This window comes from Micromonospora coerulea (genome assembly GCF_016598485.1).
Classification (GTDB): Bacteria; Actinomycetota; Actinomycetes; order Mycobacteriales; family Micromonosporaceae; genus Micromonospora; species Micromonospora coerulea.
The window spans coordinates 34,752-61,020 of the sequence record NZ_JAEMUW010000012.1; the positions used below are offsets into that span (position 1 = coordinate 34,752).

General features: G+C 70.8%; 23 protein-coding genes. 13 read left to right on the forward strand and 10 right to left on the reverse strand.

All coding sequences use genetic code 11. The annotated features are described in order from the left end of the window. Positions 1–14: 14 nt before the first annotated feature. Positions 15–662 (forward strand): response regulator transcription factor, encoded by a 648-nt coding sequence (locus I8N68_RS16870; RefSeq protein WP_200210953.1) that lies wholly within the window; start codon positions 15–17, stop codon positions 660–662. Between the two features lie 424 nt (positions 663–1,086). Here the strand turns inward: I8N68_RS16870 and I8N68_RS16875 are convergent, their stop codons facing one another. From I8N68_RS16875 to I8N68_RS16920, 10 genes are all read right to left on the reverse strand, one after another. After that, positions 1,087–1,551: a nuclear transport factor 2 family protein gene (locus I8N68_RS16875; RefSeq protein WP_200210954.1), complete on the reverse strand. Its 465-nt coding sequence runs from the start codon at positions 1,549–1,551 to the stop codon at positions 1,087–1,089. A 202-nt stretch (positions 1,552–1,753) separates the two neighbouring features. Beyond that, positions 1,754–2,422, reverse strand: coding sequence for a 3-oxoacid CoA-transferase subunit B (locus tag I8N68_RS16880; protein WP_200210955.1), 669 nt, complete (start codon positions 2,420–2,422; stop codon positions 1,754–1,756). Further along, positions 2,419–3,117, reverse strand: a complete 699-nt coding sequence (locus I8N68_RS16885) for a 3-oxoacid CoA-transferase subunit A (RefSeq protein ID WP_200210956.1) — start codon at positions 3,115–3,117, stop codon at positions 2,419–2,421. The genes I8N68_RS16880 and I8N68_RS16885 overlap by 4 nt, the downstream gene beginning before the upstream one ends. 1 nt (position 3,118) lies before the next feature. Then, positions 3,119–4,309 carry a thiolase family protein gene (locus I8N68_RS16890; RefSeq protein WP_307812850.1) on the reverse strand — a complete coding sequence of 397 codons (1,191 nt, stop codon included), beginning with the start codon at positions 4,307–4,309 and terminating at the stop codon, positions 3,119–3,121. Between the two features lie 3 nt (positions 4,310–4,312). Then, positions 4,313–5,206 carry a hydroxyquinol 1,2-dioxygenase gene (locus tag I8N68_RS16895; protein WP_200210957.1) on the reverse strand — a complete coding sequence of 298 codons (894 nt, stop codon included), beginning with the start codon at positions 5,204–5,206 and terminating at the stop codon, positions 4,313–4,315. After that, a complete protein-coding gene (locus I8N68_RS16900) occupies positions 5,203–6,264 on the reverse strand; it encodes a maleylacetate reductase (protein ID WP_200210958.1) in 1,062 nt (353 codons plus the stop codon). Before I8N68_RS16900 ends, I8N68_RS16895 begins: the two co-directional genes overlap by 4 nt. Then, a complete protein-coding gene (locus I8N68_RS16905; protein ID WP_234039925.1) occupies positions 6,261–8,063 on the reverse strand; it encodes an FAD-dependent oxidoreductase in 1,803 nt (600 codons plus the stop codon). Before I8N68_RS16905 ends, I8N68_RS16900 begins: the two co-directional genes overlap by 4 nt. 134 nt (positions 8,064–8,197) lie before the next feature. Then, the gene (locus I8N68_RS16910) at positions 8,198–9,154 is read right to left on the reverse strand and encodes a helix-turn-helix domain-containing protein (protein WP_200210959.1); all 957 of its coding nucleotides are present in this window, start codon (positions 9,152–9,154) and stop codon (positions 8,198–8,200) included. 410 nt (positions 9,155–9,564) lie between these two features. Further along, a complete protein-coding gene (locus I8N68_RS16915) occupies positions 9,565–10,623 on the reverse strand; it encodes a hypothetical protein (protein ID WP_200210960.1) in 1,059 nt (352 codons plus the stop codon). Further along, positions 10,620–10,952, reverse strand: coding sequence for a PadR family transcriptional regulator (locus I8N68_RS16920; protein ID WP_200210961.1), 333 nt, complete (start codon positions 10,950–10,952; stop codon positions 10,620–10,622). Before I8N68_RS16920 ends, I8N68_RS16915 begins: the two co-directional genes overlap by 4 nt. A 975-nt stretch (positions 10,953–11,927) precedes the next feature. Between I8N68_RS16920 and I8N68_RS16925 the strand changes: the two genes are divergently transcribed. The 12 genes from I8N68_RS16925 (at position 11,928) to I8N68_RS16980 (ending at position 26,177) form a co-directional block, all read left to right on the forward strand. After that, the gene (locus tag I8N68_RS16925; RefSeq protein WP_200210962.1) at positions 11,928–12,863 is read left to right on the forward strand and encodes a glycosyltransferase family 2 protein; all 936 of its coding nucleotides are present in this window, start codon (positions 11,928–11,930) and stop codon (positions 12,861–12,863) included. Next, positions 12,860–14,170, forward strand: a complete 1,311-nt coding sequence (locus I8N68_RS16930) for a hypothetical protein (RefSeq protein WP_200210963.1) — start codon at positions 12,860–12,862, stop codon at positions 14,168–14,170. The genes I8N68_RS16925 and I8N68_RS16930 overlap by 4 nt, the downstream gene beginning before the upstream one ends. 62 nt (positions 14,171–14,232) lie before the next feature. After that, a complete protein-coding gene (locus I8N68_RS33920; protein WP_200210964.1) occupies positions 14,233–15,276 on the forward strand; it encodes a GNAT family N-acetyltransferase in 1,044 nt (347 codons plus the stop codon). Between the two features lie 3 nt (positions 15,277–15,279). After that, entirely contained in the window at positions 15,280–16,797 is a 1,518-nt protein-coding gene (locus I8N68_RS16940; RefSeq protein WP_200210965.1) for a GH39 family glycosyl hydrolase, read from the forward strand. Beyond that, positions 16,794–18,110, forward strand: coding sequence for a hypothetical protein (locus I8N68_RS16945; RefSeq protein ID WP_200210966.1), 1,317 nt, complete (start codon positions 16,794–16,796; stop codon positions 18,108–18,110). The genes I8N68_RS16940 and I8N68_RS16945 overlap by 4 nt, the downstream gene beginning before the upstream one ends. Beyond that, entirely contained in the window at positions 18,107–19,150 is a 1,044-nt protein-coding gene (locus I8N68_RS16950) for a phosphotransferase family protein (protein WP_200210967.1), read from the forward strand. Before I8N68_RS16945 ends, I8N68_RS16950 begins: the two co-directional genes overlap by 4 nt. Continuing rightward, positions 19,095–21,503 carry a glycosyltransferase gene (locus I8N68_RS16955; protein WP_200210968.1) on the forward strand — a complete coding sequence of 803 codons (2,409 nt, stop codon included), beginning with the start codon at positions 19,095–19,097 and terminating at the stop codon, positions 21,501–21,503. The genes I8N68_RS16950 and I8N68_RS16955 overlap by 56 nt, the downstream gene beginning before the upstream one ends. Further along, positions 21,500–22,315, forward strand: a complete 816-nt coding sequence (locus I8N68_RS16960; protein ID WP_200210969.1) for a polysaccharide deacetylase family protein — start codon at positions 21,500–21,502, stop codon at positions 22,313–22,315. The genes I8N68_RS16955 and I8N68_RS16960 overlap by 4 nt, the downstream gene beginning before the upstream one ends. Positions 22,316–22,358: 43 nt before the next feature. After that, positions 22,359–23,702 carry a lipopolysaccharide biosynthesis protein gene (locus I8N68_RS16965; RefSeq protein WP_200210970.1) on the forward strand — a complete coding sequence of 448 codons (1,344 nt, stop codon included), beginning with the start codon at positions 22,359–22,361 and terminating at the stop codon, positions 23,700–23,702. Then, the gene (locus I8N68_RS16970; protein ID WP_200210971.1) at positions 23,699–25,540 is read left to right on the forward strand and encodes a hypothetical protein; all 1,842 of its coding nucleotides are present in this window, start codon (positions 23,699–23,701) and stop codon (positions 25,538–25,540) included. The genes I8N68_RS16965 and I8N68_RS16970 overlap by 4 nt, the downstream gene beginning before the upstream one ends. Further along, the gene (locus tag I8N68_RS16975) at positions 25,537–25,968 is read left to right on the forward strand and encodes a hypothetical protein (RefSeq protein WP_200210972.1); all 432 of its coding nucleotides are present in this window, start codon (positions 25,537–25,539) and stop codon (positions 25,966–25,968) included. Before I8N68_RS16970 ends, I8N68_RS16975 begins: the two co-directional genes overlap by 4 nt. Then, the gene (locus tag I8N68_RS16980; RefSeq protein WP_200210973.1) at positions 25,965–26,177 is read left to right on the forward strand and encodes a hypothetical protein; all 213 of its coding nucleotides are present in this window, start codon (positions 25,965–25,967) and stop codon (positions 26,175–26,177) included. Before I8N68_RS16975 ends, I8N68_RS16980 begins: the two co-directional genes overlap by 4 nt. The last annotated feature ends 92 nt before the right edge of the window (positions 26,178–26,269 follow it).

Sequence of the window (26,269 nt, forward strand, 5' to 3'; positions counted from 1 at the left end):
ACGGAGGCGACGACATGCGGGTGGTGATCGCGGAGGATGCCGCGATGATGCGCGAAGGGCTGGTCCGGCTGCTCACCGACCGCGGTTTCGAGGTGTGCGCGGCGGTGGCCGACGCGGATGCGTTGCGGTCCGCGATTGCCGCCAACGTACCGAATGTAGCCATCATCGACATCCGGATGCCACCGACGCACACCGACGAGGGACTGCGCGCCGCGATCGACATCCGACGCGACCATCCCGACGTCGGTGTGCTGGTGTTCTCCCAGTACGTGGAGACCCGCTACGCGACCCGCCTGCTCGCCGACCGGCCGACCGGTGTCGGATACCTGCTCAAGGACCGCGTCGCCGACGTCGCCGATTTCGTCGACGCGCTGACCCGGGTGGCATCCGGTGGCACCGCACTGGATCCGGAGGTGGTCGGCCACCTGATGCGGGCCGGGCAGGACACGGCCGGGGTGGCGTCGCTGACCCCCCGGGAGCGTGAGGTGCTTTCGCTGATGGCCCAGGGACGATCCAACGCCGGGATCGCGGCGGCTCTTGTCATCACCTCCGGAGTCGTGGAGAAGCACGTGGTGAACATCTTCGCGAAACTCGGATTGCCGTCCTCGGACAGCGACAACCGCCGGGTCCTGGCCGTCCTCCGCCACGTCGGCGGCGCCTGATGTCACGTGATGCTGTTGTCCGCAGGTGACGATGGTGTGGTTGGCAGTCGGGGGGAGTTGACGGCGGAGCAGCGTGCTGAGCTTCCTGCGCTCATGACCAGCACGGAGGTGCGCCACCCACGACCATTTCTGCCGCCCACTGGTCGTCCACGCACTCGCCCGGACCGTCACCCCTCCGCCGAGGAACGACGTGGTCGATGTCGAGATCCGAGGCGGCGTACCAGGTCGCCCCGTAATACGGGCTGTACCAGCGCCCGGACACGGCCGCGCAGGAGCTGTCCACGACAACGGAGATGCCGTCGCGCTTGAAACCTTCTCGCGGGTGTTGCCGGTGCCGCTGATGGTGATCCAGTGCGGGAACTTGTCCCGCGAGTACCCAGTCAGCGTCGCATTCCGCCGTTAGCTCGCACCGCGCCGGCTCGGGTCACCCGAGCTGTAGCCAGGGGTAGCGAGCGGCGTCCTGCCCGGCGTAGTCGGGATCGAGGTAGATGAAGACACGCTGGATCTTCCAGTCCCGGATCTCAAACACGTCGCACCAGCGTCCGGCGCCCCACTCGGGAAGCCCTGCACGCCACGGTCCGTCCCGGTGCTCGCCGTGGCTGGAGCCCTCGCACACCACGGTGTCGGTTCCCGAGAAGAGCCAGTTGAAGTGCGAGTAGTGGTGCTCGATTTTCTTGATCGTGCCACCCACCTCGGCGAACAGTCTGCCGATCTGTTCCTTTCCGGTGGCCAGTCCCCACTTCGGGAAGTACACCTGGGCGTCGTCGGCGAACAGGTCCAGGATGCTGCCTCCGGTGGACGTCACACCACCGTTGTCGAAGGCTTTCAGGTATTCCAAGGCGACCGACTTGCGCTGTTCATCGGTCATGGTCTGGGTGGTCAGGGCCATGGTCGGTTCCTTTCGATTCGATGGTTTTCCGGGCGGCTTGAGCGGCTCCTGGTGCGCCGCCTGGGCGGCTCGGTACGCGAAGGCGATGATCGGGCCGAGCGTGGCGCCGCCGGCCCAGTACGCCCGCGCCTGATGGCGATGCCGACGCCGTACAGTCCGGGATTCGGGTGGGCTTTGTCCACGCCTGCGTGTCAGGTGCCGGTCATCGGTCTCCTTCGCGGGTCCGATTCAGCAGCGGCACCTCGAGAAGACGCACCAGCTCGTCGAACGTGCAGTCGAACAGCTCCCGTACTGCCACACCCTCGTCCTCGATGAGGAACACCGCGAGGTCGGTGTAGACGCGGCTGACGCACCCCACACCGGTCAGCGGGTAGGTACATTCCGGCACCAGCTTCGGAACCCCGTCCCGCGACAGCAGATTCATCATCACGAACGTCTCCTTGGCCCCGATGGCAAGGTCCATCGCGCCGCCGACGGCCGGGATGTCGTCGGACCGGCCGGTGTGCCAGTTCGCGAGGTCACCGCGGGCCGACACCTGATAGGCGCCGAGCACGCAGACGTCCAGGTGACCGCCGCGCATCATGGCGAAGGAGTCGGCGTGGTGGAAGTACGAGGCGCCGGGCAGTTCGGTCACGGGTACCTTGCCGGCGTTGATGAGGTCGAGGTCGACCGCATCCCCGTGCGCCTCAGGCCCCATGCCCAGCATGCCGTTCTCCGTGTGCAGCACGATGCCGCTGCCCGGGGAGAGGTGGTTGCTGATCCGGGTCGGGAGCCCGATGCCGAGGTTCACGAAGGCTCTGTGTGGGATGTCGCGCGCGATGCGGGCGGCCAGCTCGTCCTTGCCGAGCCCGCGCCGGCTCTCCCCGGTCACTGACCCGCTCCGATCGACTCAGGCACCGGGGCGGGCGCCGGCACGCGGACGATGCGGTCGACATAGATGCCCGGCGTGACGATGACCTCGGGGTCGAGCGCACCGACCGGCACCAGGTCCTCGACCTGCACGATCGTCGTCGTCGCGGCCGCCGCCATGATCGGCCCGAAGTTGCGGGCGGTCTTGCGGTAGACCAGGTTGCCGAGCTCGTCGGACCGGTACGCCTTCACCAGCGCGTAGTCCGCTCGCAGCGGGTACTCCAGCACGTAGTGCCTTCCGTCGATCTCGCGCACCTCCTTGCCCTCGGCCAGCGAGGTCCCGTAGCCGGTGGGGGTGTAGAAGGCTCCGATGCCGGCACCGGCGGCGCGGATGCGCTCGGCAAGGTTGCCCTGCGGAACGAGCTCCAGCTCGATCTCACCGGCGCGGTACTTCTGGTCGAAATGCCAGGAGTCCCGCTGGCGGGGAAAAGAGCAAACGATCTTGCGTACGCGGCCCGCACGGATCAGCGCCGCCAGGCCCACGTCCCCGTTTCCGGCGTTGTTGTTCACCACGGTCAGATCCGTGGCGCCCGACGCGATGAGCGCCTCGATGAGCTCGACCGGCTGACCGGCGGTGCCGAATCCGCCGATCATCACCGTGGCGCCGTCGGCGATCCCCGCGACCGCCGCGGTCGGGTTGTCCAGGATGCTGGCCACGTCAGGTGTCCAGGTTCTCGAGGACCATGGCGAGCGCCTGCCCGACCCCGATGCAGATCGCGGCGACTCCCCACCGCTTGCCCGAAGCCCGCAGCGAGCGGGCGAGCGTGCCGAGCACGCGGGTCCCGGAGGCGCCCAACGGGTGGCCGATGGCGATGGCACCGCCGTGTGCGTTGACGATGTCGGGGTCGATGCCCCAGGCGTTGATGCACGCCACGGTCTGGGCGGCGAACGCCTCGTTCAGTTCCACCGCGCCCACCTCACCCCAGCCGATGCCGGCGCGCTTGAGCGCCAGGTTGGCGGCCTCCACCGGCGCGAACCCGAAGTACTGCGGGTCGTTCGCGGCAGCCCCGCGACCGGCGATGCGCGCCAGCGGCGACCGACCGACGATCTTCTCGGCGGACGGGCTACCCAGCAGCACCGCGGACGCGCCGTCGTTGAGGGGCGAGGAGTTCCCGGCGGTCACCGTGCCGTCCTGCTTGCGGAACACCGGTTTGAGCGCGGCGAGCTTCGTCAGGCTGGTGTCGGGCCGGATGGACTCGTCGCGGGCGAGGTCAACCCCGGGCACGCCGACGACGAGGTCGTCGTAGAACCCTTCCTCCCAGGCCCGGGCAGCCGCTCGGTGCGAGCGCAGTGCGAAGGCGTCCTGCGCTTCGCGGCCCACCTGCTCACGTGTCGCGAGCAGCTCGGTGGCCTCGCCCAGCGAGACCGTCCACTCCGGATTCATCCGTGGGTTCACGAGCCGCCAGCCCAGGGTGGTGGACACCAGCGCCGCATCCCCGGCCGGGTACGCCTTTTCCGGCTTGGGTAGCACCCAGGGCGCTCGGCTCATTGACTCCACGCCCCCGACCAGCACCACGTCCGCCTCGCCGAGGGCGATCTGCCGGGAGGCAACGATGGCGGCGTCCAGACTGGAGCCGCACAGCCGGTTCACCGTCGTGGCCGGCACCGACGTTGGCAGGCCGGCCAGCAGGCCGGCCATGCGGGCGACGTTGCGGTTGTCCTCCCCGGCGCCGTTGGCGTTGCCCAGCACGATCTCGTCGACGCGGTCCGGTTCCAGCGCGGGCGCCCGCTCGACCAGCGTCCGCAGCACGTGCGCCGCCAGGTCGTCCGGCCGCACACCGGCCAACGCACCGCCGTACTTCCCGAAGGGGGTGCGTACGGCGTCGTACACGTACACGTCGGTGGGCACGGGTCAGGCCTCCTCGTGAGCCGCGGCCGCGGGCGCCAGGACGATGTCGAACCGCACGCGTGACCACGCGCGGTCTCCCAGGTCGCGGCCATCGGGAGTGGGGGAACCGGCCGGCTGGGACTCGAAATCCATCACCAGCGAGTCCCGTACTCCGAAGACGCTGTCGCGGTCCAGCAGCTCATCCCCGCGGACGAAGATGTGCGTCACCAGGGTTCGGTATCCCTCCCCCTGGATCATGAAATGCAGGTGTGCGGCCCGCATCGGGGACCGTCCGGTGGCGGCCAGCAGCCGACCGACCGGGCCGTCGTGCGGGATCGGGTACGGCGTCGGGGTAACCCCCCAGAAGCGGTAGCTCCCGTCCGCGTCGCTGGACAGGTGACCACGGGCGGAGACCCGGTCGTCGCCGTACTGGACGTCGTAGAAGCCGTCCTCGTCGGCCTCCCAGACCTCGATCCGGGCGTGCGGCACCGGCTTGCCGTCCGTGTCGGTGACCGTGCCCTCGACCCAGCACGGCTGCCCGGACGCTCCGGCCGCGATGTCCCCGCCGAGCTCGATCTCCGGTGAGCCATCGACGAAGAACGGGCCGAACACCGTCGCCTCAGTGGCGTTGTCGTACGCCTCGTTGTTGACGGTGATGGTCTGCATCGAGGCGCCCAGGACGTCGGAGAGCAGGATGAACTCCTGACGCCGAACGTCGGTGATGTGCCCTGTGGCGGTGAGGAACTCGATGGCGCGCTGCCATTCCTGTTCGGTCAGCCGCACCTCCCGCACGAAGGCGTGCAGGTGCCGGGTGAGCGCCTGCATCAGCTCTCTGACCCGCTGATCCGGCGCGCCGTCGAACGACGCGACCACCCGTTCGACGAGCTGCGACTCGCGGTGCTGCTGCTCCAGGGTCATACCGGCTCCCCTCCGTCCCATGCTCGGTGTAACAAGTGCTCAAGGTTGTCGCGGGTGACCGGCGCCGGGTTGTTCGGCGGTACGGCCGCCAGGACCGCGTCGACGGCGGCCGGGATGTCGCTCTCGCGCAACCCGTAGTCCCGCAGGGCGCGAGGTGCCTCCACCCGCTCCCGCAGGCGCTGCAACCCGTCCAGGGCGGACGCCTCACCGAAGGCCGCCGCCATCCGCTGCTCGCTGTCGGGGACCGACGGTGCGTTGAGCGCGAGGACGTACGGCAGCACCACGGCGTGGGTCTGCGCGTGCGGGAGGTTGTACATCCCGCCGAGCACGTGGCAGATCTTGTGGTGCAGCCCGGAGCCGGCCGAGGCGAACGCCACTGCGGCCAGATAGGCCCCGTACAGCGTCTGCTCGCGCCCCTCGATGCCCTGGGGATCGCGCACGACCTCGGGGAGTCCCTGGCGAAGGGCGCGGATGCCCTCCAGAGCCAGGGCCTGGTCGATCGGGTCGACCCGCGGCGCCCACATCGAGTCGACACAGTGCGCCAGCGCGTTCAATCCGGAGGCCACGCTCAGCGGCAATGGCAGGGAGAGCATCAGGCTGGCGTCGTAGACGACGGACCGCGGCAGTACGCGGGCGTCGACCCCGGTGGTCTTGCGACCGCCCTCGGTCAGCCCCCAGACGTTGGTGGCCTCGGAGCCCGCGTACGTGGTCGGAACGGCGACGATGGGCAGCCCGGTGGTCAGCGCCACCGCCTTGGCCAAGCCGGTGGTGGAGCCGCCACCGATGCTGACGAGGACGTCGACGTTGTGTTTCTCGGCGGCCGTGCGGGCCCGCTCGGCAACGTCGGTGGGCACGTGCATCACCACCTCGGCATGGCGCACCGCGGCCGGCAGGGCGGCCACCAACGGGTCGGCCAGCGCGCTGTCGGCCTCTGCGGCGATCACCATCGGGCGGGCGGCGCCGAGCCGGGACACCTCGTCGGCCACGTGACCCGCCGCCTCGTACGACGCGAATACCACCCGCTGCGGCAGCGTCTCGTGGGTGAAGCTGACTCTCACGCCGCACCATCCCGGCCGAGGAGCGCCGACATCGCATCGCGCAGCGCCCGCTCCGGATCGGCGGGCAGCCGCATCGACCGCCAGCCGATGTGCTTGTCCGGGCGCACCAGGAGCACGCCGTCCTCCTCGACCTCCCGCACTCGCGCCCAGTCGTAGTACAGGTCGGTCACCTGACGCCCGGGGCCGATCACCACGGCCTCGAGCGGCACGCCGAGCTCCTGGCCGACCTTCTCGGCAGCCGCCACCCACGGCTCCCCGGCGATGCCGGTCAGCACCGTGAACCGGGTCATCGGCGCCAGGTCGAGCGTGGAGACCTTGTGCCGGGCATCGCCCACCCAGGCGTGCGGCAGCCGGGATCCCGGGACCGTGGACGGCTCGTAGTACAGCTCCGGGTCCCGGCTCGGTTCGGGCCGGCGGGTGAAGTCGGAGACCACGGCGTCGGACTCGTAGAACTGCCCCAGCTCGACACCGTGGGCGTTGAACTCGTAATGCTTCAGCTCCATGGCCGACAGCAACGCGGCCCGCTTGGCCGCCCCCTCGGGGGTGTTGGCTTTGCGCTCCTCGATGCGCGCGGCCATCTCGGTCTCGTCCTTGGCGTCGAGCAGGCCCAGCGCCTCGAAGAACTGGACGAACTCGCGGCTTGACTTGTTCGCGCGCTGAACGATCTGCCTGGCCACCGGCGCCCGTTCCACCGAGTAGGTCTCCAGCAGCGAAGGTGTGGCCTGCCCACGGAGGACGGCTGCCAGCTTCCAGGCGAGGTTGTAGGAGTCCTGGATCGAGGTGTTCGACCCCAGTCCGTTGCTCGGCGGGTGACGATGGATCGCGTCCCCGACGCAGAACACCCGCCCCGACTGCAGATGCGTCGCGTACATCTCGTTGTTGCCCCACAACGACGTGCCGGTGATCTCCACCTCGATGTCCGGCAGCCCCAGCAGGTTGCGCACGATCTGAATGGCGGCGGCCTCGTCGACGACCGGTGGGGGTTGGCTGATGTCGTAGCCCCAGACGATGAGCCACTCGTTCCAGGGCCGCACCATCCGCACCAGTCCGGCCCCGATTCCACCGACGTTCGAACCGGGCTGGATCACCCAGTAGAGCACCGATGGCCGGTGTCCGACGTACGCCGAGATGTCGGCCTTGAAGGTGATGTTCATCGAGCCGGCGATGTCCATCGCACCCTCCATCGGAAGGTCGAGGTCGGCGGCGACCTTGGAGCGGGCGCCGTCGGCACCGATGAGGTACCTGGCCCGGATGGTGTATTCCTCGCCGGTGAGGCGGTCCCGAACCTCGACGCTGACGCCATCGGAGTCCTGCCGGTGCCCCAAGTACTCCGTGGAGAATCGGGCCTGAGTACCCCGCACCACGGCGTTGCGCAGGAGGATCGGTTCCAGGTGGGTCTGGGGAATGTCGACCGGCAGGCACGGTGACGCGAGGCGGTAGTCGGCCTGCCGGGCGGGATGCGTACCCCAGGTGAGGATTCGCCCGATCTCCTCGCCGGCGATCGAGGTGCAGAAGACGGTGTCGCCCATCAGCTCGTGTGGAGTGGCGTCGGCGAGCACCTGATCCTCGATGCCCAGATCCCGGAAGGTCTCCATCGCGCGCTGGTTGGTGATGTGCGCCCGCGGTGTGTTGGCCGTCCAGCGGTACTTCGTGATCATGATGTTCGGGATTCCCAGCGTGGACAGGAACAAGGCAGCTCCTGCCCCGGCCGGGCCCGAGCCGATGACCACGACGTCGGTCGTCACCATCGATCCCTGGGGTAGCGGCGTCTCGGCCATCCCGTCGCTGAACTCTGCCATCAGCTCACCCACTCCACTGCTCGGCGTGTGGTCCTGGCCACTCGCTCGACCAGTGTGCGGCGGTGCTCCGCCGTCGCAGCAAGGGCTGAAGCCGTAACACGGCGGAAAGGCGAAGCTGTGGCGGAATCCGAGAACTAACTGAGCCGGCCTGCCCGGGCCTGCCGACGTAGGTCCGTGGCGCGCATGCCGAAGCGCGCCCGGAATGCCTGCGAGAAGTGGGTGGCCGACCCGAAGCCGCAGCGGGCCGCGACCTCACCGACTGGCAACTGCGGCGAGGAGGCGAGCAGCGCACGGGCGCGTTCCAGCCGCCGCGCCAGCACGAACTGCGGAACAGTGGTGCCAGTGGGGGCGAACGCCCGGGACAGATGGCGCTCGCTGATACCGATCCCGGCCGCGACGCGGGCAGCAGTCAGGCCGCTGTCGGTCAGGTGATCCTCGATGAACGTACGCGCGTTGGCCAGATGCACCGTGCCGAGGTTTATCGGCTGACTGCCTGCCATGCTGGCGAGCAGCTCGAGCGCCATTCGTTCGTCAACGGGCTCGCCTCCCCCGGGACGCAGGGCACGGTCGATCAGCCTCGCGAACGTCCGTGCCGGTACATCACCCCCGGCGGAGTCGCGCACCAGCGGGGTGCTCAGCGAGCCGAGCCCGGTCAGCTCCCGGAACAGCGGCCGCGGCACCTTGATCGCGAGTTCCTCCAAGCCACGCGAGAAGCCGCGCATGAACGGACGATCTGCATCGCAGATCAGGACCTGTCCCGGTCGCAGGGTGAGCACGCCGTCGCTGTGGTAAAAGAATGCCTCCCCGACGAGCGTCAGGTAGACCGCGACCGCGTCCGCCGGATGCCTGCGGATCACTTCGGCCGGACGTTCGACGACGTGCGCGTTGCTGCGGACGCGGGCCAGGTGCATCTGCTCGAGCTGAAGGTTGAGCTCGGTCCCGTCGAACGGCGCGTCGCCCAGCGTGTGACACCGCAGGCCGATCAACGCGTGCGCGTTGTGGTCCTCCCACAACGCGATCCTCTGGGCCTCCGGGAGCCCCGTTGTGCTGAAGCTCACCGGCCGCCGGGCCGTCGCCGAACCCGTCGTCACGTCACCCCCAACTGTTTCGGGCTCAAATACTACAGCCACCGCAATGTGATGAATGGCACACGATGCACCTCGCGGACGCGGGCCTTGCCCAGCCGCTGATCGATCCGGCTGGTCGGGTCGAGGGATCGGACTGACACAGCGGGCGACTGTTATGTCCGGTGTCTGCCTGGGCATCGGTACTGGTCATGGAGACCGGGCAGTTGCTCAACGGTCGCTACCGGCTGGTGGACCGCTTGGGCGCCACCCGAACATGGCGGCGGAAGCCGCGACCGAGGGCTGCCCCGCGGACCCGGTGAGGGTGTCGCGGCGCGGTGGTGGGAACCGTGTGCGGCACATGGCTGACCGGACCTGACGGGTTGGTCTCCTGGGGTGTCCGTCCCGCCGGACGCTGACCCAGGTTGGGTGAGTTCCTACGTTGGTGTTGTGGGTCTTGGGGCGACGGCGGGGATCGGTGGAAGTCGGCGCAGTGCTCGGATGGCTAGTACGGCGAGCGGTACGCCTACCGCTAGGACGGCGATAACCTCCACGGAAGCAATCGTGGTGAGTGTTGTGCGCTGCGCCTGATTGCTGTAGTCAGGCAGGGTTGCGGTTCGCAGGGCGAGCGCGGTTACGGCGAGCAGGGTAAGCGCCAGTGACCATGGCAGCGTGCGAGATGAACGATTGGTTACTCGACCGACCAGGTGGACCACCATGGCGACAGTGACCACCGCGCAGGACAGGCCCGGCCAGTCCAGCAGCCTCAGCGCCGGTCTGGTCGCCTGGATGGTGAACAGCGGCACGGGGACGAGGAAAATGCCGATCGGCAGCGCGAGGAGCCAGGGGCGGCGCGGCACCGGTGGGGCGCCGTGGTGAAAGGCCGCCATGGCGAGTAGCAGGACGACGTCGATGAACCGCATCGCCCAGGGCGACAGGGACAGCGGTACGTCACCGGCGGCTTGTTCGACGGCGGTGGTGATGGCGGGCGGCACGATGGCGAGCAGGGCGACCGCTTGGGCCACGCGCCGGTGTCCGAGGACGAGCGCAATGTAGGCCGGTAACCACGCGTAGCCGGCGAGATTCCACGCGGTGTGCCAGATATTCGACGGCGGGCTGAGTGGCCATTCCAGTGCAGGAGCCGGCAACCAGGCGATCTTCCCGGAGAGCCACAGTGTGACGGCGATGCCGGCGGTGACCATGACGGCGTGGGCCAGCATCGCCATCAGGGTCGACAGTCGCACGGCTTGCCCCCAGGCGTACGAGCGGGGTGGCGCGTCAGCCCCGCCGAGACGCAACCGAACGGCGAGGGACACGATGCTGGCGACCTCGGACAGGGTCGGCCGGCCGTAGTCCGTGACGTACGCGGTCGTCTCGGGATCGCCGGTGTCCATGCTGTCCAGGAAGGCGGCGACCATGTCGTCTTCCCATTTCTGGCGGTAGGCGGCGGGCAGCAGCCGCAGAACGAACCGGTAGCGCTCCTCCAGCGGGCTCACGACGGTGTCCCCGCGATCGGGTCCCGCCGCTCGCGCAACCGGGTCGAGGCGAGGCGTGCGTTGGCGGCCAGGCGTTGAGCCTCGGCGTCGAGGGCATGGCGGCCCCGCTCGGTCAACCGGTAGTACCGGCGTAACCGTCCTTGCCATGCCTCCTCGCGGTCCAGTTCGACCAGGCCATCACCGACGAGTCGGTCCAAGACCCCGTACAGGGAGCCGATCTTCAGCTGCACGCGGCCGTGCGACAGTTCTGCCACCTCGGCGACGACTCCGTAGCCGTGGCGCGGAGCGTCGAGCAGCGCGGTGAGGATGAAGAAGGCTGGCTCTGTCATCGCCCGAGAACTCATCCACCTAATATAGTGGAAGGCAAGATATCCGGCTACGCCGGAGTCAAGCTGGCGCCGGTGGGTTTCACCCGTGCCCCGGCACGCGCCGAGCCTCAACGAGCGCGTCGACGTCAAACACAAGCGCAGCCAACGCCCGCAGCGGCGGCAGTGCTGCCCTCTGGGCGGTCTCGGCCACTGAACGTCGGCATTGTTGCTGGTCAGAGCCGCATTGGCCGCCGGGTCCGGGCGAGCGATTCAGACGCGGTGACCTCTTCGCCAACCTGCACACACCAGCAAGACCTGATTGCCCCCAGTTCCTTGTCGCTCTAACTGCAGACACTCTCCCACCCGGCCATATAGAGCACGCCGTTACTGCTCAATGCCGTTGGGTGCAGTTGACCGAAACGGGACGCTAAACCACCTCTGAGCTGGGAAAACACGGAGCCGCACCTGATCGAGGGTGCCGTTGGGTGCATTTCAGTGCCGTAGGTGCAGTTCAGCGCGGTTGAGGGCACCCCGTTGCTCCCAACTCGCTCCCTGCCGGGGGAAGCGCCGGCCGAGCGACTGGCCGAGCGCGACCGGTGCGAACGCGAGCCGACCGCGCTGATCACGGGGGACCCGCGCGGGGGCGCGCTGAGCGCCGCCCTGCCCGGCCCGTACGAGCTGGCTCACCACGCCGACGACCTGTGGGCATGGGCGGGACCATCCGCCCGAAGTGCCGTCCGCAATCCGCCGGCTCATCACATAAATCCGAGGTGTACGCGATTGCCCGATGTTAGCTTTGCCTCCTGTCCATCCCGGTCCAAGAAGATCGGATCTGGGCAATTCCGACATTAAGCACTAAACCGCTCGACCATGCGCGGGTTCACGGGGGAAGAGGGGCTGATGGCAGGCACATCCAATGTCACCGCTGGCGGTACGAGGAAGACCGACTTCGCACCACCGAACGGTCTCGCGGCGTCCCCTGGGAAGGGGGATCCGGTGACACTGAACCGGGACATCGACCCTCACGTCCCCAGCCTGCTGTCCACGCCGCCACTCACGGCACCACCGCCGGGCCGTGCCGACCGGCCCCTGAGCATCCTGCGGATGCGGGAACGCCCGGAGAGCGACACCGCGGTCGGCAACGTCGGTCCCGAGCGACAGACCGTGAGCGTGGTCATCCCGACGCTCAACGAGGAGAAGAACATCAGGTGGGTGCTCGAGCGCATCCCGCCGATCGTCGACGAGGTGGTCCTCGTCGACGGGCACTCGTCGGACCGTACGGTGGAGGTGGCCCGCGCCGTCCGGCCGGACATCGTGGTGGTGACGCAGAACTGCCGGGGCAAGGGTGACGCGGCGCGGGTGGCGTTCGCCGCGGCCACCGGCGACCTGATCGTGATGATCGACGCCGACGGCAGCATGGATCCCGCCGAGATCCACTGCTTCGTCACCCCGCTCCTGAACGGCTACGACTTCGTCAAGGGCTCCCGGTTCCTGGCCGGCGGCGGATCGACCGACCTGACCCCGCTGCGCCGGACGGGAAACCAGATGCTGGTGCGGCTGACGAACAGCCTGTTCCTCGTCCACTTCACCGATCTGTGCTACGGCTTCTGCTCGTTCCGTCGCGACTGCCTGCCGGCGCTCGCCCTGACCGCGCACGGCTTCGAGATCGAGACCGAACTCGTGGTCCACGCCCTGAAGGCGAACCTGCGCATCGCCGAAGTGCCGAGCAACGAACTCCCACGCCGCTGCGGCACCTCGAACCTGCACACCTTCCGGGACGGTCAGCGGGTGCTCCGGACCCTGATCCGGGAGCGGGTCGTACGGCGCCCTCGACCGGTGGTGGACCCGATCGACCACCGGGTGCTGCACCGGTGGCAGCCCCTGACAACCGAGCCGGCCGGCACGGCACTCAGTGAGGTGACCAGCTCATGATGCGTTCACGTGCCCGGGTGACGGGCGGCAGTTTCGCCCTCGCCCTGCTGGTCGGGGTGCTGTTCGGTGCCGCACCCGTTCCCGGTGGGCTCCCCGCACCGGCCGGCGCCGCCGCCGGCGACATCGGCTTTGTCGGTCCGTCCACCTCGGGCGACGGTTCGGCGGCGACCGCCGAGAAGCCGGAGAGCAAGCTGTGGTGGAACGACGGCGCCTGGTGGGCGGTGCTCTTCCACACCAGCAGCCAGACCCACCACATCTTTTGGCTGGATCGCTCCACAGAGCAGTGGGTCGACACCGGGACCATCGTCGACAACCGGCCGAAAACCCGCTCCGACGTGCTGTGGGACGGCACCAGGCTCTACGTCTCCTCGCACGTGCGGGCCAGCTCCTCGACCGGCGCGGCGTCCGGAAACCCCGCCCGGCTCTACCGCTTCAGCTACGACGCCGCGACGAAGACCTACACCCGTGACACCGGCTTCCCGGTGCCGATCAGCAACTACTCCAGCGAGACCCTGACCATCGACAAGGACTCGACGGGCGTGCTGTGGGCGACCTGGACCCAGGGCTCGAAGGTCTACGTGAACAGCACGACGGGCGGGGACGCGGTCTGGGGCGTCCCGTTCGTGCTTCCGGTGGCCGCGGCCGCCAACCTGTCCAGCGACGACATCTCGGCGGTGGTGAGCTTCGGCGGCGGCCGCACCGGCGTCATGTGGAGCAACCAGGTGGCGTCGGCGATGTACTTCGCCGAGCACACCGGCGGCACGTCGCGCTCCAGCTGGGACGTCACGCGTACGGCGATCCAGGGTCCGAACAGCGCCGACGACCACATCAACCTCAAGGCACTGCAGGCCGACGCCTCCGGACGGGTGTTCGCGGTCATCAAGACCGGGCTCGACGACGCCGGCGCCGCGTCCTCAGCGCCCTTGATCATGCTGCTCGCCCGGGACCCGTCGACCGGCGACTGGTCCAGCTATCCGGTCGGGCGGATCAGGGACTGCCACACCCGGCCGGTCCTGCTGCTCGACTCCGAACATCAGACGCTGTACGTCTTCATGACCGCGCCGGACAGTGGCTGTCCCTACTCGGGCTACCCGGGAACGATCTTCATGAAGAGCTCCCCGATGGACGCCATCGCCTTTCCCGACGGCCGCGGTACCCCGGTCATCAGGGACGCCCTCTCGCCCAACATGAACAATGTGACGACCACCAAGCAGGACGTCACCAGCGCCACCGGCATGGTGGTCATGGCCAGCAACGACGCCACCCAGCGCTACTGGCACGCCGACCTCCGGCTGGGCACGTCGTGAGCGCGGGGACCCGGCTCGAGCCCCGCCTCGGGCCGGCCCCCGGCGACCCGCGACCGCTGCGGGTGACGAGTCCAGCCCCGGTCGACGCGTGGGAGCAGGTGCTCGCCTCCGCGCCGACCGCCCTGCCCAGCCAGACGCCGACCTGGCTCCGCTGCGTGTGCGCGGTCGAAGGCTACGAGGACGTCTCGCGGCTCTACGAAACCGTCGACGGAAGGCGCCTCGTCCTTCCGCTCGTACGACGCCCGGGGCTCGGTCCGATCCTCGCGACGGACTTCGGGCTCCCCGTCGGTTGGGGACCGGGCGGGCTGGTCTGCGACGGCGGTGAGCTCCGCCCGGAGGACGTCCGGATGGTGGTCGCCGACCTGGCGCAGCGGCGCGTACTGAGCACCCTGGTCCGCCCCGACCCGGCGACCGCCGGGACCTGGGACGCGGTGGTTCCGGCGAGCGTGCTGCGCGAGGAGCGGATGACGCAGACGCTCTTCCTCGACGGCGGCTTCGACGAGGTCTGGCGCAAGCGGTTCCGCAGCGACACCCGCAACCGGATCCGCCGGGCGGAGCGGGCCGGCGTGGTTGTGGAGCGTGACGACGAGGGCCGTCTGGTCGCCGTCTTCCACCAGCTCTACAGCGAGTCCGTCGACCGCTGGGCGCGGCGGGACCGTCTCCCGGTCCCGCTCGCCCGTCGGTTGGCGGCCCGCCGGGAACCGCACCGGAAGCTGCGCACCGTCGCGGCCATGCTGGGCTCCCGGTGCCGGATATACGCCGCATACCATGAGGGACGACCGGTCGCCGCGATCGTCGTGCTCCTCGGTGAGACGACGGCGATGTACTGGCGCGGCGCGATGCTGGAGAAGCTCGCCGGCCCGGTCTACGCCAACTACCTGTTGCACAAGACGGCGATCGCGGACGCCGTCGACGCCGGACGCACGGCCTACAACATGGGCGACTCGGCACGGGTTTCCTCGTTGGCGCTGTTCAAGAGCCGCTTCGGCGCCGTCAGCCAGGACTACGCCAGCTACCACTTCGAGCGGATGCCGATCACCCCGCTGGTCCAGCATGTCCGCGGCGGGGTACGGCGGATCCTGGCGCTCCGGCCGGTACGGGAGTAGTACATGAGCCCTACACCGCCTCGCTGGTCGGGCCTGCCCCTGCCAGCCGTCCCCCGCTGGCTGGTCCTCGCCGCGGCCCTGACCGCGATCACGCTGCTCGGGATCTTCAGCCGCCCCGCCCCGGATGCTCCCCACGGCGCCGAACCCTCCCCGATCGGCTCCGACGCGGCCGGATACGACTGGTCCGCGCCACAGGGCCACCGCCCCGACCCGGGCACGCTCTCCATCGGCGTCACCCACACCCGGTACTCGATCGACCACTGGGGCAGCCCGCCCGCCATCGCCTCCGCCAAGGCCATTCTGACCACGACGGCCAGCTACCAGAACCAGCACATCTTCGGCTGGGGGACGGAGAACCCGGAGCCGAGCCCAGGGAGGTTCGACTGGTCCTCGCTGGACCGGCGGATGGAGCTGATCAGGTCGACCGGGGGCACCCCGGTCATCACCCTCTGCTGCGCGCCGGACTGGATGAAGGGTGGACGCCCCGGGCAGACCGACTGGAACCGACTGCACGCCGCGCCCCGCCCACAGCACTACGCCGACTTCGCCGCGCTGGCCGCGGCGGTCGCCCGGCGCTACCCCGACGTACGGCACTACCAGGTCTGGAACGAGATGAAGGGCTTCTGGGACAAAGCCCGGAACCGCTGGGACCACGAGTCCTACACCAACCTCTACAACGTGGTGTACGACGCACTCAAGGCGGTGGACCCCGCCATCGCCGTCGGCGGTCCGTACGTCGTCATCGACATCTGGGCGAGCCGGAAGACCGCCAGTCACCCGTCGGAGCTCGCCGGAGCATGCGGCGTGGCCGACCAGCGTGGTCTCGACGCGCTGGACTACTGGCTCCGGCACAAGCACGGCGCGGACTTCGTCGCCGTCGACGCCGGGCTGTCGACCCGCGACCAGGGCAGGATCACGGCGACCACCACCAGCAGCGCGCTCTTCGGCGCACTCACCCGATGGCTGCGCCAGCGGACGTCCCTGCCGATCTGGTGGAGCGAATTCCACGTGGGCCGGGCCGACGCCGCCGGCCAACGGAAACTGACCGCCCGGGCCGTCGCCGCCCTGCTGCACATGGCCGACCAGGGGGCCACGACGGCGTTGATCTGGGAACCCCAGGGCGACACCGGCAAGGAGTACGGGCCGGCGCTGTGGAGCTCGACGAACCGCCACGACGAGGGCCGCCCCCTCCCGTACGCGGAGGCGGTCGCCCGGCTGCAGCAGGTGCTCGCGGACCGCGCCGGGCCCGACCCCGTCTCCTGGCCGGTGCCGGAGCTCGGCCTGATCCGGGGCCGGCAGGGCGTCCTCCTGGTGCACACCGAGGACGCGCCGATCGACCTGGAGATGCAGGGACGGCCGCTCCGCCTCGGGCCGTACGAGGTGCGATACGTCCCCCTGCGGACCGACACACCCGTGGAGTTCACGTTCCCCGTCGACCCGGGGCCGTCGACGCCCGCCGTACCGACGGCCCAGTGCCTCCGCCTGACCGAGGCAACCGCGCAGCTTTCGGAGACGCGATGAGAGGCGACGAGACGACCGTCCCGGCGACGACGATGGTGGCGGGCCATCCGGAACCGCCAGGGCCGGCGGAGCCGGCGACGGCCGCGCGCGGACTCGCCCGGGCGGTGCTGGCCGGCCTCGACGGGGCCGACGTGCGCTGGTGCCTGCTGCGCGGCGGTCCGGCGACACTCATCGCCCCCGGAGACCTGGACGTCCTGGTCGCGCCGGCCGATCTCACACGGGCCGTGGCCGTCGTCGAGGCCCACGGCCTGATCCGCCTGACCAGTCACGGCCGGGGCACCCACCGGTTTTTCCTCGGCCTCGACCCGGCCACCAGCTCGTGGCTCGAACTCGACCTGGTGACCGAGCTCGCCTACGGCCGCCACTTCGAGGTGCGCACCCTGGCGGCCGACGAGTGCCTGGGCCGCCGCGAACGCCAGGACGGCGTGTGGGTGCTCGCGCCCGGGGACGAGTTCTGGGCGCTGCTGCTGCACTGCGTGCTCGACAAGCGCAGCATCGCCGACCACCACCTTCGTCGGCTGCGACAACTGGAGGGCCACGCCACGCTCGACGGTCCACTCGCCCGGGCGTTGCCGGAGCGGGCGGGCCGGATGCTTCTGGCGTACTGGCGGGCCGATCGCCCGGCGGCGCTGCCGGCCGTACGTCGGCAACTGCTCGCCGCCTGGTGGCGGGCCCGTCCGGCGAGCGCGGCCCGCCGTCTCGTCGGCTCGGCCGCCCTGCGCTCGATCGAACGGCCGCTGCAGGCGTGGAGCCGACGGGGTGTCGGCGTCGCCCTGATCGGCCCCGACGGCTCGGGCAAGTCCACGCTGGCCCAGGGTCTCGAGTCGAGGTTCTACTTCCCGGTACGCCGCGTCTACATGGGGCTCTGGCCGTCGAACGAGGCACCGCGCAGCACCGCCGAGCAGGGGGTACGCATCCTGCTGCGCCCGTTCACCGTGTGGCGCCGCTACCTGACGGCGCTGCGCCACCGGGCGCTGGGCCGGATGGTGGTATTCGACCGCTACGTCTACGACGCCCTGCTACCGCCGCGCGGGCCGCTGGTCTGGCTCAAGCGGCCGTACTTCCAGCTGCTGAGCCGGCTCTGCCCGGCACCGGACGTGGTGCTGCTGCTGGACGTCCCGGGCTCGGTCATGCACCGCCGCTCCGGGGAGTACGACCCCGAGCACCTCGAGGCGGAACGCGAGCAGTACCGGCGCCTGCGCCGGCGAATCCCACACCTGGAGCGCGTGGACGCCGACCGGGCTCCGGAACTGGTGCTCGGGGACGCGCTCGGCCGGATCTGGCGGCACTACGTCGAGCGGACGGCCCGGTGAGGGGCGCCGTGCAGTGGGCGCAGCCGGTCCTGCGGGATCGGCTCACCTGCTGGCTGCACCGGCCGCAACGGAGCTGGACCGCCGCCGTCGCCCCTCGCCTGGTCGCCCGGGCGACCGGCACCGACGACACGCGGTGGCGCACCGAGACCGTCGCCTTCACCAGCACGTCCGTCGCCGTGGCCACGGTGCGGGGTAGCGGAGCCGGCGACCGCTACATGGTCAAGGTGCCCTGGACCGACCGGGCCGCCGAGGGGCTGCGGCGCCAGGCCGAGGTGCTCGACCTGCTGTGGACGAACCCACGCCTGCCCGGCCTGCGTGGGGTCCTGCCGTACTGCGCGGCTCAGGGAACGGCCGAGGGGCGTTACTACTGCGTGGAGGGGGCGCTGCGGGGCGCTCCGGCGAGCGGGATGATGCTGCGGCGTACCCGGCGAACCGCCCTGCTCGCCTCCGCCAGCCGGGTCATCCGCGACCTCCACCTGCGCACCCGGGAGCGGACCCTGCTCGACCGGGCCGCGGTGGTGCAGTGGGTGGACGCCCCGCTCCGACGGCTGGAGGGGTTCGCCGGCACCCACCCGCAACGCGACCGGCTTCTCGACGCGGTCTGGCGGCTGCGGGAGGAGCTGGTCGCCGCCCTCGTCGGCCGCACCGTGCACACCTGCTGGATCCACGGCGACTTCTGGCCCGGCAACCTGCTGGCCACCTCGCCCGACGGGCAGGTGACCGGGATCGTCGACTGGGACCGGGCCGCGGCCCGTCAACTCCCCCTGCACGACCTGCTGCACCTGCACGTCCTCGCCCGCCGGCTGGCCCGCGGCGAGGAACTCGGCGAGATCGTCGTGCACGCGCTGCGGCACGGCATCGACCGGACGCTCGACGTCCCCGCCGGCGAGGCCGCCGCCTGGCTGGACGGCATCCCGCCACGACCGGCCCTGCTCCTCTACTGGCTGCGCCACATCCTGCTCTTCATCGACTCGGAAGGTGACCATGACGATCCACGCTGGATCCGCGGCAACGTCGAACGCGTCCTCGTCAACGTCTGAGCTGGTCTCCGTCCTCGATCCCGAGGCGCCGGCCGGGCACGAGGTAGCGCTGACCGTCACCGTCGTCATCTGCGTCTACACCGAACGGCGGTGGCCGCAGATCGTCCGGGCGGTCCGCTCCGTGCTGGCGCAGGACGTACCGGCGGCACAGGTCGTCGTGGTCGTCGACCATAACCCGGCGCTGCTGGAGCGGGTGCGCGCCACGTTCCCCGAGCTGACCATCGTGCCGAGCACCGGTCCGCGCGGCCTCTCGGCTGCCCGCAACACCGGGCTGGCCCAGGCGAGCGGCGAGATCGTCGCCTTCCTCGACGACGACGCCGAGGCCGAGCCCGACTGGCTGGCCCGGCTGCTGCCGCACTATCGGGACGAACGGGTGCTGGCGGTCGGCGGCCACGCCGTACCGGCCTGGGAGGAGGAGCGGCCGCGCTGGCTGCCTGCCGAGTTCGACTGGGTCGTCGGGTGCAGCTTCACCGGGCAGCCCACGGAGGTCGCCCCCGTCCGCAACGTGATCGGGTGCAACATGTCCTTCCGCCGGTCGGTCCTGGACCGCACCGCCGGCTTCGACCCGGCGCTCGGTCGGGTCGGCCGGACGCCGGTCGGCTGCGAGGAGACGGAGCTCTGCATCCGCATCCGACAGCTCGAACCGGACGGCGTGGTGCTGTACGAACCGGCGGCCCGGGTCCGGCACCGGGTCACCGTGGACCGGGCGACCTGGCGTTATTTCCGGCAGCGCTGCTTCTCTGAGGGGCGGTCCAAGGCGGTCGTCGCCCGGCTGGTGGGCAGCGACGCCGGGCTCGCCACGGAGCGCACGTACACCCGCCGCACCCTCCCGGCAGGGGTGCGGCGTGGACTGCGCCAGGTCCGCGGCGGCGACCGCGCCGGGCTGCTGCGGTCCGGGGCGATCGTCGCCGGGCTGCTCGTGACCGCCGCGGGCTACGTCTCGGCCCAGGCCCTGCGCGCCTCCCAGGCGGTCGGCGGGCCCGCCCCCCGGCGCACGGCGAATCCGGTGCCGGCGCGGGTGCTCACCGTCGAGCTCGCCGAGGGGATGCCCGACGTGCCGGACTCGGGTGGCCCGGACGGCACCCGGTACGGCGGGGCGCAGGTCCTGGTCCGGCTGCACGGGCAGCCGCTCGGGCTGGTCGACGTCGCGCTGCCGGCCGGCGGACTGACCGCGCCGGCGCTCGCCGCCGCGATCCGGGCGCGCCTCTCCGCGGCGATCGACGAGCACCTGCGACACGACGGCCTCCCCCCGCTCGACCGGCTCGGCCCCGGCCCGGTCGGCGCGACCGACAGTGCTGGGGAGGTCAGCCTCGCCGGAGCGGCCGCACCCGTCGGCGCCGGGTCGTGTCCTTCCGGCCGATCGGCGGTGGGGCCCGCCCCGTTCGTCAGCGTGGTCGTGCCGACCTGCGGCCGCACGCCGCGCTTCGCGGCCACCCTCGACTCGCTCGCCGCGCTCGACTACCCCCGCTACGAGATCGTCGTCGTCGACAACGCGCCCCAGGTCGCCGACACCGCGCGGATCGTCGCCGAGCGCGCCACCGGCAATCCCCGGCTCCGCCGCACCAGCGAGCCGCGGCCCGGCGTCGCGCACGCCCGCAACCGGGGGCTGACCGAGGCGCGGGGCGAGATCGTGGCCTTCGCCGACGACGACGTCATCGTCGACCGGGGTTGGTTGCGCAGCCTCGTCAACGGTTTCACCGACGACGACGTGGCCGGAGTGACCGGTCAGGTCCTCGCCCGGGAACTCGACACGCCGTCGCAGATCTGGCTGGAGCAGTACGGCGGCTACGGCAAGGGCTGCCAGCGGCGGCGGTTCGAACGGGCCGGGTTCGCCACGCTCTACGAGGGCGGCGCGCGTCGCGTCGACCTGCCAGCGCCGACGCTCTACCCGTACCTGCCCGGATCGTACGGCTCCGGCGCCAACATGGCGTTCCGCACCGACGCGCTGCGCCAGCTGGGCGGCTTCGATCCGCGGCTGCGCAGCGGGGAGGACATCGACGTGCTGCTGCGTACGGTGCTGGCCGGCCACGCGCTGACCTACGAACCGGGGGCCCTCGTCTGGCACACGCACCGACGCGAGCTACGGGCACTGCGACGAACCATGTACCGGTACGGGGTCGGCCTCGGCGCCGTACTGACGAAGTGCCTGGCGACCGACCCCACCGCCCGACGTGAGCTGCTGGGGCGGCTGCCCCGCGGCGTCGCCTATGCCCTGCGGCCCGGCTCGGAGAAGAACGGCCGCAAGCAGGAGGGCTACCCGGCCTCGCTGACCGCCCTCGAACTCTGCGGGCTGGCGCTGGGACCGGCCTACTACGCCGCCGCCGCAGCCCGATCCGGACGGAGCCGCACGTGACCCGTGCACCGAAGACTGTCATTCCCGTCCTCTGCTACCACAGCGTCGGCGACGTACGCCGCGACGGCACGCTGCGCTGGTCGGTGTCGCCGGGCGACTTCGACGAGCAGATGGCGCTGATCCGGGAGCGCGGGCGCACGCCGATGACGGTGAGCGGCTACGCGGCCGCGCTGCGTGGGCTGGCCCCGCTGCCGCCGCGACCGGTGCTGATCACCTTCGACGACGGCTTCCCCGACCTCGCCGAGACCGCGCTGCCGATGCTGCGCCGGCACGGGCTCGCGGCGACCGCGTACGTCATCGCCACTCGCGTCGGTGTGGCGCCGCCACCGGACGCCGATCCGTCGCTGGACTGGGACCAGCTCCGGGAGCTGCGCTCGTACGGGGTGGAGATCGGGTCGCACAGTGGGAGCCACCGCGCGCTCGACTGTCTCCGCCCGACCGAATTGCACCAGGAGATCGCGGGGAGCCGACAGGTGCTTCAGGACGGAACGGGGACGGCGGTCCGATCGTTTGCCTATCCGTACGGCTACCACAGCACCGCCGTGCGGACCGCGGTGCACGCCGCGGGCTACTCCTCCGCCTGCGCGGTCAAGAACGCGCTCAGCCATCCGGACGATGACGTCCTCGCCATCGCCCGGGTGCTGATCGAGCGGGACACCGGCGTCGCCGGGATCGCGGCCCTGCTCGACGGCACCGGCTGGCCGCTGGCCTGGCGGGGCGAGCGGTTGCGCACCCGGGGTTGGCGCGCGTACCGACGGGCCCGCCACCTGGTGCACAGCGCGCGTCCGCGGCTGAGCCAGCCGACCTCGTGACGGCAGGGAGAGCGCACCAGGGACGGGGAGGAGGGGTGACCTCGTGAGCGCCCAACGGGCCGGGACCGCCGACGCGTCGGTCGGTCGCGCGGCTCCCGGCGTCGGCACCGTCGCCGAGCCGATCGGCGTACGGCTGCGCCAGCACCTGCGCGATCCGCTGAACGGCAACGTCTACGCGCTGATGCTCAACACGGCGGTGAGCTCGCTGCTCGGCATCGCGTACTGGGCTCTCGCCGCCCGCCTCTACTCACCGGCCGAGTTGGGCATCGGCGCGGCGATGGTGTCGACGATGTCGTTCCTGAGCAACCTCTCCCAGCTCAACCTGAACGGGGCGCTCGCCCGTTTCCTGCCGGCCGCCGCCGGGCAGGGCAGCCGGCTGGTCGGGTACGCATACGGGGTCAGCTGCCTGGCGGCGCTCGTCCTGAGCGGTGCGTTCCTGCTGCTCGCACCCCTGGTCGCCGACCGGCTCGAATTCCTGCACCGCACTCCCCTGCTCGCGGTGACGTTCGCCCTCTGCGTCGCCGGCTGGTCCGTCTTCACCCTGCAGGACAGCGTGCTCACCGCCCTGCGCGGGGTGGTGTGGGTGCCGGTCGAGAACACCGCCTTCGGGACCATCAAGATCGCGTTGCTGGTGCTGTTTGCCGGCGCCGTACCGGGCCTGGGCATCTTCGTCTCGTGGAACCTGGCGGTCGTCGCGACTCTCATCCCCGTCAACGTGCTGGTCTTCCGCCGGCTGCTGCCCCGGCTGCGGGCGCGCCGCACCGAAGCGACGCTGCCCCACCGTCGGGTGCTCGCCCGGTTCGTGGCGCTGGACTACGTCGGATACCTGTTCATGCAGGCCGGCACGAACGCCCTGCCGTTGATCGTGACCGCCCGGCTGGGCGCGGAGGCCAACGGGATCTTCTACGTGGCCTGGCTGCTCGGCGGCTCCCTGGAGCTGGTGGCCTACCACTTCGGCACCTCGCTCACCGTGGAGGCCGCCGCGGACGAGTCGCGGCTCGCGGCGTACGCACGGCAGATGCTGCGGCGGGGCCTGCTCCTCTTCGTACCAGCGGTGGTCCTGCTCTGCGTGTCCGCGCCGCTGCTGCTGACCCTCTTCGGCAGCGACTACGCCTCGACCGGCTCGGACACCCTGCGGCTCTTCGCCGTCGCGGTGCTGCCCAAGCTGGTGCTGACCGTCTTCGTCGCGGTGTGCCGGGTGCAACGCCGGGTGGGACGCATCATCGCCGTACACGCGTCCACCAGCACCCTGGTCGTGTCGCTGGCGCTGGTCGCGATGGCCGAGATCGGGGTCGCCGGGGTCGGCGTCGCGTACCTCGCCGGACAGGTCGTGGTGGCGGGCGCCGTCCTGCCGTCGATGGTGCGGCTGCTGCGGGGCTCGTCATGAGTGGCGACGCGGCCCTGCTGGCCGCCCCGGCCGCAGCCCGCCAGCGGGTACGGGACGGCCTGCCCGCCGTCGCCCAGTGGGCCGCGCCCGCGACGGCGCTCGCCCTCGGGGTCTGGGCCCTGCGGCGGGGGGACGTCGCCGACATCGGGTCGCTCGGGCTGGTCACCGCGCTCCGGCCCGAGCTGTACGTGGCTCTCACCCTGCTGACCGCGAGCTTCCTCCGCGGCGTCTTCCGCACCCGACCGGCTGCCGACACCCTGCTCGCCGCGCACGTGGTGGTGCTCGTCGTCCTGCTCTTCGGCGCCGCGCCGATCATCGAGCCGCTACCGCGCGTCATCTCGGGTTGGCTGCACGTCGGCTTCGCCGACTACATCGCCCGTACCGGGGAGACGTTGCCGCAGCTGGACGCCCGATTCAGCTGGCCCGGGTTCTTCGCGCTGACGGCCATGGCGACGCGGGCGGCCGGAATACCGGACGCCATGCCGCTGCTCGCCTGGGCGCCCGTGGGGTTCAACCTGCTCTACGGCGCCGTGGTGTTCCGGCTGGCCCGGCTGACGTCGGCCGACGCGCGGACGGCGTGGCTCGCCCTCTGGCTGTTCTTCCCGGCCAACTGGGTGGGGCAGGACTACCTCGGCCCCCAGGCGATGAACTACCTGTTCTACCTGATCCTGGTGATGGTGCTGCTCCGCTGGTTCCGCCCGATCTGGTACGGCGGCCGGCACCGCGCGCGGCCCCCGAGGAGCCCGGTCGGTCTGCTGCTGCGCCTGCTCCGACTCCCGCCGAGGCCACTGCTGCTCGAACCGGTGGCGCAACGGGCCAGTTCGGCCTCGCTGGTCGGTCTGGTCGCGGTGGTCCTCGCCCTCTTCGCGGCCAGCACCGTGAGCCACCAGCTCACCCCGATGGCGATCGTGGTCTGTGTCGGCGCGTTGGTGCTGGTCCGCCGCTGCACGCTCCGTACGCTGCCGGTCCTGCTCGCCGTCATGCTGATGGCCTACATCAGCTACGGCGCCGTCACGTACTGGGCGGGGCACCTGGACGACATGTTCGGCTCCGTCGGAAACGTCGGCGGCACCATCAACCACGGGGCGGTCCAACGGGTGCGGGGCGACGAGGGGCACCAGATGGTGGTGCTGCTCCGACTCGTCCTCACCGTGGTGGTCTGGGTGCTGGCGGCCGTCGGCGCGTGGCGGCGGATGCGCCGGGGACAGGGCGACCTGGGGCTCCTGATGCTCGCCGGGGCGCCGTTCCTCCTCCTGGCGATGCAGAGCTACGGCGGCGAGATCTTCCTTCGGGTCTACGCCTTCGCCCTGCCGTTCATGGCGATCCTCCTGGCCGCGCTGCTGGTCCCCGTGTGGCCGGCGCGGCGTCACGCCCTCGCGGCCCTGACGGCGGGCGTGCTGAGCATCGTCCTCATCGGCGCGTTCTTCGTCGCCCGGTACGGGAACGAGGCCTTCGAGCAGGTCCGGCCGGCCGACCACCGGGCCGTGGAGTGGCTCTACGCGCACGCCCCGGCGGGCGTCTCGTTCGTCTCGGTGACCTCCAACGTCCCCTGGCGGGCGCAGGGCATCGAACGGTACCGGTACCGACCCATCGGCGAGGACCTCGGGCCGACGACGGTCACCGCGATCGACGAGGAGATGCGGCGCAACCCGAAGGGCGCCTACCTGATCATGACGAAGGGGCAGTACGTCTTCGCGGAGTCGTTCCTCGGCAAGCCGCAGGGGTGGGGCCCGGACCTGGAACGCGAAGTCGTCGACTCAGGACAGTTCCGACTCGTCTACACCAATCCCGAGGCGAGGATCTACGTCCTCGGCAACAGCGAAAGGGGCGACCGGTGACGGAGATCGTCGAGTCCGCGGTCGATGCCGATCCACGAGCCTCTTCCTCACCGGCAGATTCCCCATCGCGCACGCCGTGGCCCGCGCTGGTGACGCTCCTCGCCGGCGGCGGCGTCCTCGCCCTCGTCGTCTCGGACGGGCCGAGCATCCTGCGTGCCGTCAGTGTCCCCGCCTACATCGCCGTGGCGCCGGGACTGGCCTGCGCGCGTCTGATCCGGATACCGGACGGCCTCAGCCGGTTCGTCATCGGCGTCGCGCTCAGCCTCGCCCTCGGCGTCCTGGTCGCACAGGGAATGATCCATCTGCACCGATGGTCACCGCTGCTCGGGCTCTCCACCCTCACGGCGGTCGCGTCGCTCGCCTCCCTGACCGAGCTGGTCCGGAACCGGCTGGGCCAACATCCGTGGCGAGAGGTGGGCGCCGAATGACTGCCATTGCTCTCAACGTGGCCCGCTCCGGACCCGCCCAGGCGGCCGTGCTCACCCTGCTGATGCTGGCGCTCATCGCCGGGATCGTGGTGCAGCTCACCGGGCGGCCGGCGCGACGGCAGGCCCTGCGGATCCTCGACATGGTCGCCGCGCCGCTGCTCGTCGCGTTCGTCATCATCATCATTCAGCGGTTCCGTGACCTGAGCTGACCCTGGCGCAAGATCTGTTCGCGGAGGTACATGGGCAAGCTTTTGAGCCCCGAAATGGCGGCGGCTTGCAGCCCGGTATGGGCGGATCAACG

What these genes read in the sequence shown, in the direction of transcription:
- I8N68_RS16875 (WP_200210954.1), bottom strand. Translation starts at nt 1,551, where the DNA reads ATGGCCCTGACCACCCAGACCATGACCGATGAACAGCGCAAGTCGGTC.
- I8N68_RS16970 (WP_200210971.1), top strand. Translation starts at nt 23,699, where the DNA reads ATGAGTGGCGACGCGGCCCTGCTGGCCGCCCCGGCCGCAGCCCGCCAG.
- I8N68_RS16940 (WP_200210965.1), top strand. Translation starts at nt 15,280, where the DNA reads ATGAGCCCTACACCGCCTCGCTGGTCGGGCCTGCCCCTGCCAGCCGTC.
- I8N68_RS16870 (WP_200210953.1), top strand. Translation starts at nt 15, where the DNA reads ATGCGGGTGGTGATCGCGGAGGATGCCGCGATGATGCGCGAAGGGCTG.
- I8N68_RS16980 (WP_200210973.1), top strand. Translation starts at nt 25,965, where the DNA reads ATGACTGCCATTGCTCTCAACGTGGCCCGCTCCGGACCCGCCCAGGCG.
- I8N68_RS16895 (WP_200210957.1), bottom strand. Translation starts at nt 5,206, where the DNA reads ATGACCCTGGAGCAGCAGCACCGCGAGTCGCAGCTCGTCGAACGGGTG.
- I8N68_RS16920 (WP_200210961.1), bottom strand. Translation starts at nt 10,952, where the DNA reads ATGACAGAGCCAGCCTTCTTCATCCTCACCGCGCTGCTCGACGCTCCG.
- I8N68_RS16930 (WP_200210963.1), top strand. Translation starts at nt 12,860, where the DNA reads ATGATGCGTTCACGTGCCCGGGTGACGGGCGGCAGTTTCGCCCTCGCC.
- I8N68_RS16905 (WP_234039925.1), bottom strand. Translation starts at nt 8,063, where the DNA reads ATGGCAGAGTTCAGCGACGGGATGGCCGAGACGCCGCTACCCCAGGGA.
- I8N68_RS16945 (WP_200210966.1), top strand. Translation starts at nt 16,794, where the DNA reads ATGAGAGGCGACGAGACGACCGTCCCGGCGACGACGATGGTGGCGGGC.
- I8N68_RS16955 (WP_200210968.1), top strand. Translation starts at nt 19,095, where the DNA reads ATGACGATCCACGCTGGATCCGCGGCAACGTCGAACGCGTCCTCGTCA.